General features: G+C 61.6%; 4 protein-coding genes. All 4 read right to left on the bottom strand.

Going from position 1 to position 5,803, the window contains the following annotated elements; all coding sequences use genetic code 11:
• Positions 1-2,563 precede the first annotated feature (2,563 nt).
• Complete coding sequence (locus BJ122_RS19965; RefSeq protein ID WP_488225879.1) at positions 2,564-2,863, bottom strand: DUF3024 domain-containing protein; 300 nt, start codon at positions 2,861-2,863, stop codon at positions 2,564-2,566.
• A gap of 80 nt (positions 2,864-2,943) precedes the next feature.
• On the bottom strand, positions 2,944-4,584 hold the full coding sequence (gene tnpC, locus BJ122_RS18725; protein WP_110782799.1) for an IS66 family transposase: 1,641 nt from the start codon (positions 4,582-4,584) through the stop codon (positions 2,944-2,946).
• Positions 4,585-4,652: 68 nt separating this feature from the next.
• Complete coding sequence (tnpB, locus tag BJ122_RS18720; RefSeq protein WP_110782798.1) at positions 4,653-5,000, bottom strand: IS66 family insertion sequence element accessory protein TnpB; 348 nt, start codon at positions 4,998-5,000, stop codon at positions 4,653-4,655.
• Entirely contained in the window at positions 4,997-5,407 is a 411-nt protein-coding gene (tnpA, locus tag BJ122_RS18715; protein WP_110782797.1) for an IS66-like element accessory protein TnpA, read from the bottom strand. The genes tnpB and tnpA overlap by 4 nt, the downstream gene beginning before the upstream one ends.
• Positions 5,408-5,803 lie beyond the last annotated feature (396 nt).

Here is a 5,803-nt window from a genome sequence, read left to right as displayed (position 1 = left end):
CTTTCTGAGTCTCGACAACCAGAAAGTACCCGCTTCGCGCTGGTTTGGCCGGGCATGCGCTGCGACACGTTGAATCATTCCCCGGACAGCCGTGCGCCCGCGCGGGAGCCGAGAGCATAGTCAAACACGATGCGCGTAAAAAAGTATGTGATAGGCCTTGTCCTTACCGCCACGACGCTGACCGCGTTGGCGGTGCTGCAATGGACGCCAATTCTCAGCTCCGAGCGGAATGCATCAGGTCCTGTCGATCTGATTGCCGAGTTGCACGCCCGCTTTGATCCGAAACGGCCGGGATTTGGGGCTGCGGACTATCCCGGCAACGCAGCCGTCCACATTCCCAAATCATACGCAGCGATCCTGCTCGCCGAAGTCGAACGATCTCGCGGCGGATTGCGGCCTGATCTCCCCAACCTCGCAATCCCCGCGGGAACCTGGCTGCTGGACCATGCGAATCTTGATGGCGATGGGCACCCTGGCTGGGGCGTTCCAATCGCGTGGGATGCCTATGGCGACGGGTCGATCAACCCCGCCAACACCGCTTACACGATTTCAACGGCGATCGTCGTCGACGCTCTCCTGACCTGGATGGAGCGCGACAGCAGTTCTCCGCAAAAGCGCATTTTCGAAACCGTCACCTATGCGCTCAAGCCATTTGCCGACAAACAGTATCGCTCCCCATCCGGCATGCTTCCCTATTCTTTCCGCAAGTCGGACCAGCCCTATGACACATTCAACCCCGCGGCCTATATGGCGGGACAACTGCAGCGGTTTAGCCAGCTGACGCCGGATCAAGACCTCGCGACCGCACTACGCAACGCTGCCGACGACACCGTGCAGGTCTTGCTGAACGAGAAGAAAGTCAATCCTGCCACCGGCTCATGGTACTGGCAGTACTCGATCCAAGAGAACGTGGCGAACGACCTGCCACACGCCAGCTACATCATTGATGGATTGCGAACCTACATCGTTCATGGCGGACGGCTCGCTGACCAGATCGATATCAACGCGGCGTTCGCCCACCTGAAGGAATTCGAAGACAAATCCGCCCACTACGTCCGCGGCTGGCCGTTATTCCAGCAGAACATTGATCGTCCAGCCCGAACCTATGATCTTGGGATGGCCATGTCGATCGCCTGCACGACCCCGGACACTGCGCCGATCGCAGACGTCTTTCTGGCGGAACTCCCAAAATATCGCGACAATCGCAATGGTTACCTGAAATATCCAAAAGGCAGTGAGTATGCTTCACCGCTGATCGTCAACGAGTACGAAGCTTACCTTTACCGCGGCGCAATCGACTGCCGACTGCTCGCCGAACGAAAACGATCCGCGTCATTTGCGATCGATTTCGTCCCAATCGACACCACACCTCATCCGAACCTACCGATCGCAGCCCCTGGGGCCGGTAGCAACACAATCGTCCCTTTCGTCCGCCCTTCCAAAACGTCAGCCTCTAACGTTCGCTACAATCAAGACACCGCGACATTCTCTTTAGGAGACGCGGACTCAACTTCCATCACATTTGATAAATCGCTACCGATCGCTGACCATCTCATCAAGGGCAGACGCGCCATCTTCACTCGACACCTTGACACCAATCGCCTGTCGCTGGTCACCGCCTCAACGACCGGCGAACGCATCTCTGAGATACAAATCACACACTCCGACGGCAGCGAACCGATCTTTCGAGCATCCACCATCGCAGCCGACCAATTAATTCTCGTCTACTACGATAATATCTCGCTCAATAACTACCTCGTCCAATACCGTATCGATCAAGACGGCGCTCACCCGCAGCATCCACCATTGCGCCTGCCGCTGCTTCAGGATCCGGCTGGCGGCACTTATGAGATGATACCGCCGGTGTTTCTCCTAGAGATCGACGCACGCCAGTTGGCTGTCGTCGGCGGAACTCTCGTCGCAACATTGTCACTTTCTGACGGATCGTTGAGTGAACGCCGCATCGACAATTGCCTGCGCGCGGTCGAAGCGGTTTCCTCTGCCGATGGCGCCGTCGTACTCTGCCAAAAACGGCATATTGAAGAGACGGAAGCGACTTTCTTTGTGGATGCACCACCCAGCCTGAAGATTCCACGATATGAGCCCGATCAGCTCCCTTACAACCTTCGCGTTCAGGATGGCTCGATCGTTTCTGAGTTCGCAACAGACGGTGACCATCTGCAAGCAATGCTTCGATTCGACCTCGAACGAAGCCAACAGAATGGTTGGATGGAGTTTGGCACGAACAATGATGAAGGTCGGATCCCCTGGTCGCAGATCTATTACCTCAACGGTATGCTCGACTTCCTTCGTCTCAGCGCCATCAGCTCCCAACCACTCGCATCTGCGGATCTGCTGTCCAATATTCGGACACGGCTCGACCTCGAAATGAAGCTGATCGATCAGTATTGGCGTGACACACGAATCGCAACACGCGGCTTCACTGTGGACCGCAGCCCCGCGGTGTTCGCGGTTCAAACCAGCAGGCTCCTGCTACTGAGTAAGCATCCGGCGAGCCACGCGGTTCTGACGTTTTGGGAACTGCGGTCGGGATCTGTCGTTGCTAGTTGGGGTGCAGGATCCCGTCCGCCTCGATGGTCTTCAATGCCTGTTCCAGCGTCAGGCCATGGTGGAGGCGATACCAGGTTCCGGTGTGTCGATGCCATTGCAGATCGAAGCGATCAGGGCCGATCCAGTCCAGGCGCGTGAATGGCGCGTCAAATTCTTCACCCAGGGTTTCGGGCTGGCCGGATCGATAGCGCTGGATGAACCGATAACGGCGTCCATGCCATTTGCCGACGATATCGATCGGGTAGTAGAACGCGGTGGGGCGGACTGTTGGCAGGAATCGCGGCTTCAGCACCTCGTCGATGAACCGCTGGCAGGCGATGGTGATGGCGGCCTTTTCGGAAGCCGATAGGCCCACGGATCGGGGTTTTGCGATCAAGCTGCTCCCCTTTTGCGATCGCTCGTCTTGCGCCAATTCCACGGCAGGAGTTCGTCGAGCCGTTGCACGGGATGCTCGGCGATACGCGTGAGGACGTCGGCCAGCCAGGCTTGCGGATCGATGTCGTTCATCTTGGCGGTGACGATCAGGCTATACATCAGAGCGGCGCGTTCGCCGCCGCGGTCGGAGCCACAGAACAGCCAGGATTTTCGGCCGAGTGCGATGCCGCGCAGCGCCCGTTCTGCCGCATTGTTCGACAGGCAGACACGGCCGTCGTCGAGGAAGCGGGTGAATGCGCTCCAGCGCTTGAGCATGTAGTCCATCGCCTTGGCGACATCGTTGCCGCGCGACAGTTTTGCGCGCTGCTCGCGCATCCATCGTTCCAGATCGGCGACCAGCGGCGCGCTCAGCTCCTGGCGCACGCTCCGGCGCCGTTCCGGCGTCTCGCCGTTGATGCCGCGCTCGATCTCGAACAGCGCATCGATCCGGCGCACCGCTTCCAGCGCCAGCGGCGAGATCACCGCGGGCTTCTTGCCCTGCGCCTTGCGGCGCGCGTTCTCGGCGAGGTCGGCCAGCACGAAGAACGGCCGCCGGGCGTGAACCCAGCACCCGGCCTCCAGGATCGGGCCCGGATTGCGGCCGGCCTCGTAGAGCCTGCCATAGCCGCCATAGGCGTCGGCCTGGAAGATGCCGCTATAGCTCGCCAGATGCGCCTGTGGATGCTCGCCGGCGCGGTCGCGTGAGTAGTAGAACACGGCCCCTGGCGGCGCCTGGCCGCCAAACGGCTTGTCGTCGCGGACATAGACCCAGATCCGGCCGGTCGCGGTCTTGCCCTTGGCCAGGACCGGCACCGTGGTGTCGTCGCCATGCAGGCGCTCGGCGGTGAGCACGTGGGCTTCGAGACGCTTGAACAACGGCATTAGCGCCAGCGTGCAGCCGCCGACCTGGTCGGCCAGCGTCGACAGGCTGACCGGCACGCCTTCGCGGGCGTAGCGCTCGGCCTGCCGGTTCAGCGGCTGGTGCTGACCGAACTTCTCGAACAGCACCATCGCCAGCAAGCTGGGACCGGCCCAGCCGCGGGCCAGAACATGGAACGGCGCCGGCGCCTGGCTGATCTTCTCGCAGTCCCGGCAGCTGAACTTCTCCCGGACGTGCTGGATCACCTTCCAGGATTTCGGGATCACCTCCAGCGTCTCGGTGATGTCTTCGCCGAGCTTCGACAGCCGCGTCCCGCCGCAGCAGGCGCATGCCACAGGGCCCGGCACGACCACGCGCTCGCGCGGCAGATGATCGGGGAAAGGTTTTCGCGAGGGACGCTTGCGGCTGAACGACGCCACGGTCGTGGTCGCGCTCGCAGCTTTGAGCACCGCCAGTTCGGCGGCGAGTTCGTCCTCGGTTGCCGACGTCTCGAGCTCTTCCAGCGTCAGTTCGAGTTGGTCGAGCAGACGCGCGGTGCGCTCCGAGCGCGGGCCATAGCGGTCACGGTTGAGCTTTTCGATCTGCAGCTTCAGATGGGCGATCAGCGCCTGATCGTCGGACTGCCGGGCGCGGACGACGGCGAGTTCGGCGCGGGCCGCCAGCAACGCCGCCTGCAGCGCCTCAACGTTCTCCGGAAGCTTCTCGCGCTCATCGCCCATGCCTTGATGGAATCACAAAACCTGTGATTTGGCGCCGATTTTCTGCGACTTCGCGGATCTTTGCGCAGCTATCCAGCGCTCGTGGGTCGCCAGCTGTGCTGCGGATTGCGCCAGTCGATCGCCTCCAGCAAATAGCCCATCTGGGCAGCGGTCAGCGCCACCACGCCATCGACCGTCGAAGGCCAGATAAAGCGGCCACGGTCCAGCCGCTTGGCGTAAAGCGACAGGCCGATCCCGTCGTGCCACAGCGCCTTGATCAGCGTGCCGGCGCGGCCGCGGAACACGAACACGTCGCCGGCGAACGGATCGCGGCCAAAACCTTCTTGCACCAGCAGCGCCAACCCCTGCATGCCTTTGCGCATGTCGGTGTGTCCGGTCGCGATCCAGATCCGCGCGCCCGCTGCGATCGGGATCATCGCCGCTCCAAAATGCCGAGCACCCGCGCCAACGCCGCCGCGTCGACGCCGGCGTCGACGATGATCCGGCGGTCCGGGCCAAGCTCGATCACCATCTTGCCGCTCGCCGGCACGGCAGCGGATGACGACGCTTTCGCGGGCGCTGCCGGGCTCGTCACGACCGCCGGCACAAAGGCAGGCTTGGGCTGTTCGACCTCTGCAGCATGGCCGGCGCCGAATGACCGCCGCCATATCAGCAGCAACGATCGCGATATCCCGTGCCGCCGCGCCGTCGATGAAATCGCCCGCGGCGCCTGCATGCTTTCCAGCACGATCTTCAGCTTCTCGTCGTCCGTCCATTGCCGGCGCCGGCCAGTCTCGACGACTTCGAGCCGCTCAACCTGTGTACTGCACTTATCGCTGTCCATAAGTGCTGTTACAGAGCAATCCGCCTAACCCAGCAAGGCGGCCCTCGCCGGAGGGAGACGCTACTGATGCAGCGATATCGGAGTGAACTAGATCGACCCGAGCCACTGCAGTCGCTCACAAGCCTGGAGACAGCCGTGCACTGCCTCGATAACCACATTGATGTGCTGCGCGCTTTGGCGGCGAACCGGCCCACTGGATGAAGCCGGGCAACGCCCATCTGAGATGGCCCTACGGATCAGCGTTCTATTTTGATGGATTGGCCGTTCCGTACAAACATCAGAACGAATGGGCCTATGCAATGTAAGCGCTGTTCTCAGGCCACGTGCCTGAGGTCTTGCGTGGCGGGATAGGCCCAGGGCAGCAGGTCGTCGATCTGACCGTTCGGGTGGCCGTTG

It is taken from the genome of Rhodopseudomonas faecalis, assembly GCF_003217325.1.
In the GTDB taxonomy this organism is placed as follows: domain Bacteria; phylum Pseudomonadota; class Alphaproteobacteria; order Rhizobiales; family Xanthobacteraceae; genus Rhodopseudomonas; species Rhodopseudomonas faecalis.
The sequence above is the reverse complement of the archived record's forward strand: the minus strand, read 5'-3'. Positions and strand labels throughout refer to the sequence as shown.

What these genes read in the sequence shown, in the direction of transcription:
- tnpC (WP_110782799.1), bottom strand. Translation starts at nt 4,584, where the DNA reads ATGGGCGATGAGCGCGAGAAGCTTCCGGAGAACGTTGAGGCGCTGCAG.
- tnpB (WP_110782798.1), bottom strand. Translation starts at nt 5,000, where the DNA reads ATGATCCCGATCGCAGCGGGCGCGCGGATCTGGATCGCGACCGGACAC.
- tnpA (WP_110782797.1), bottom strand. Translation starts at nt 5,407, where the DNA reads ATGGACAGCGATAAGTGCAGTACACAGGTTGAGCGGCTCGAAGTCGTC.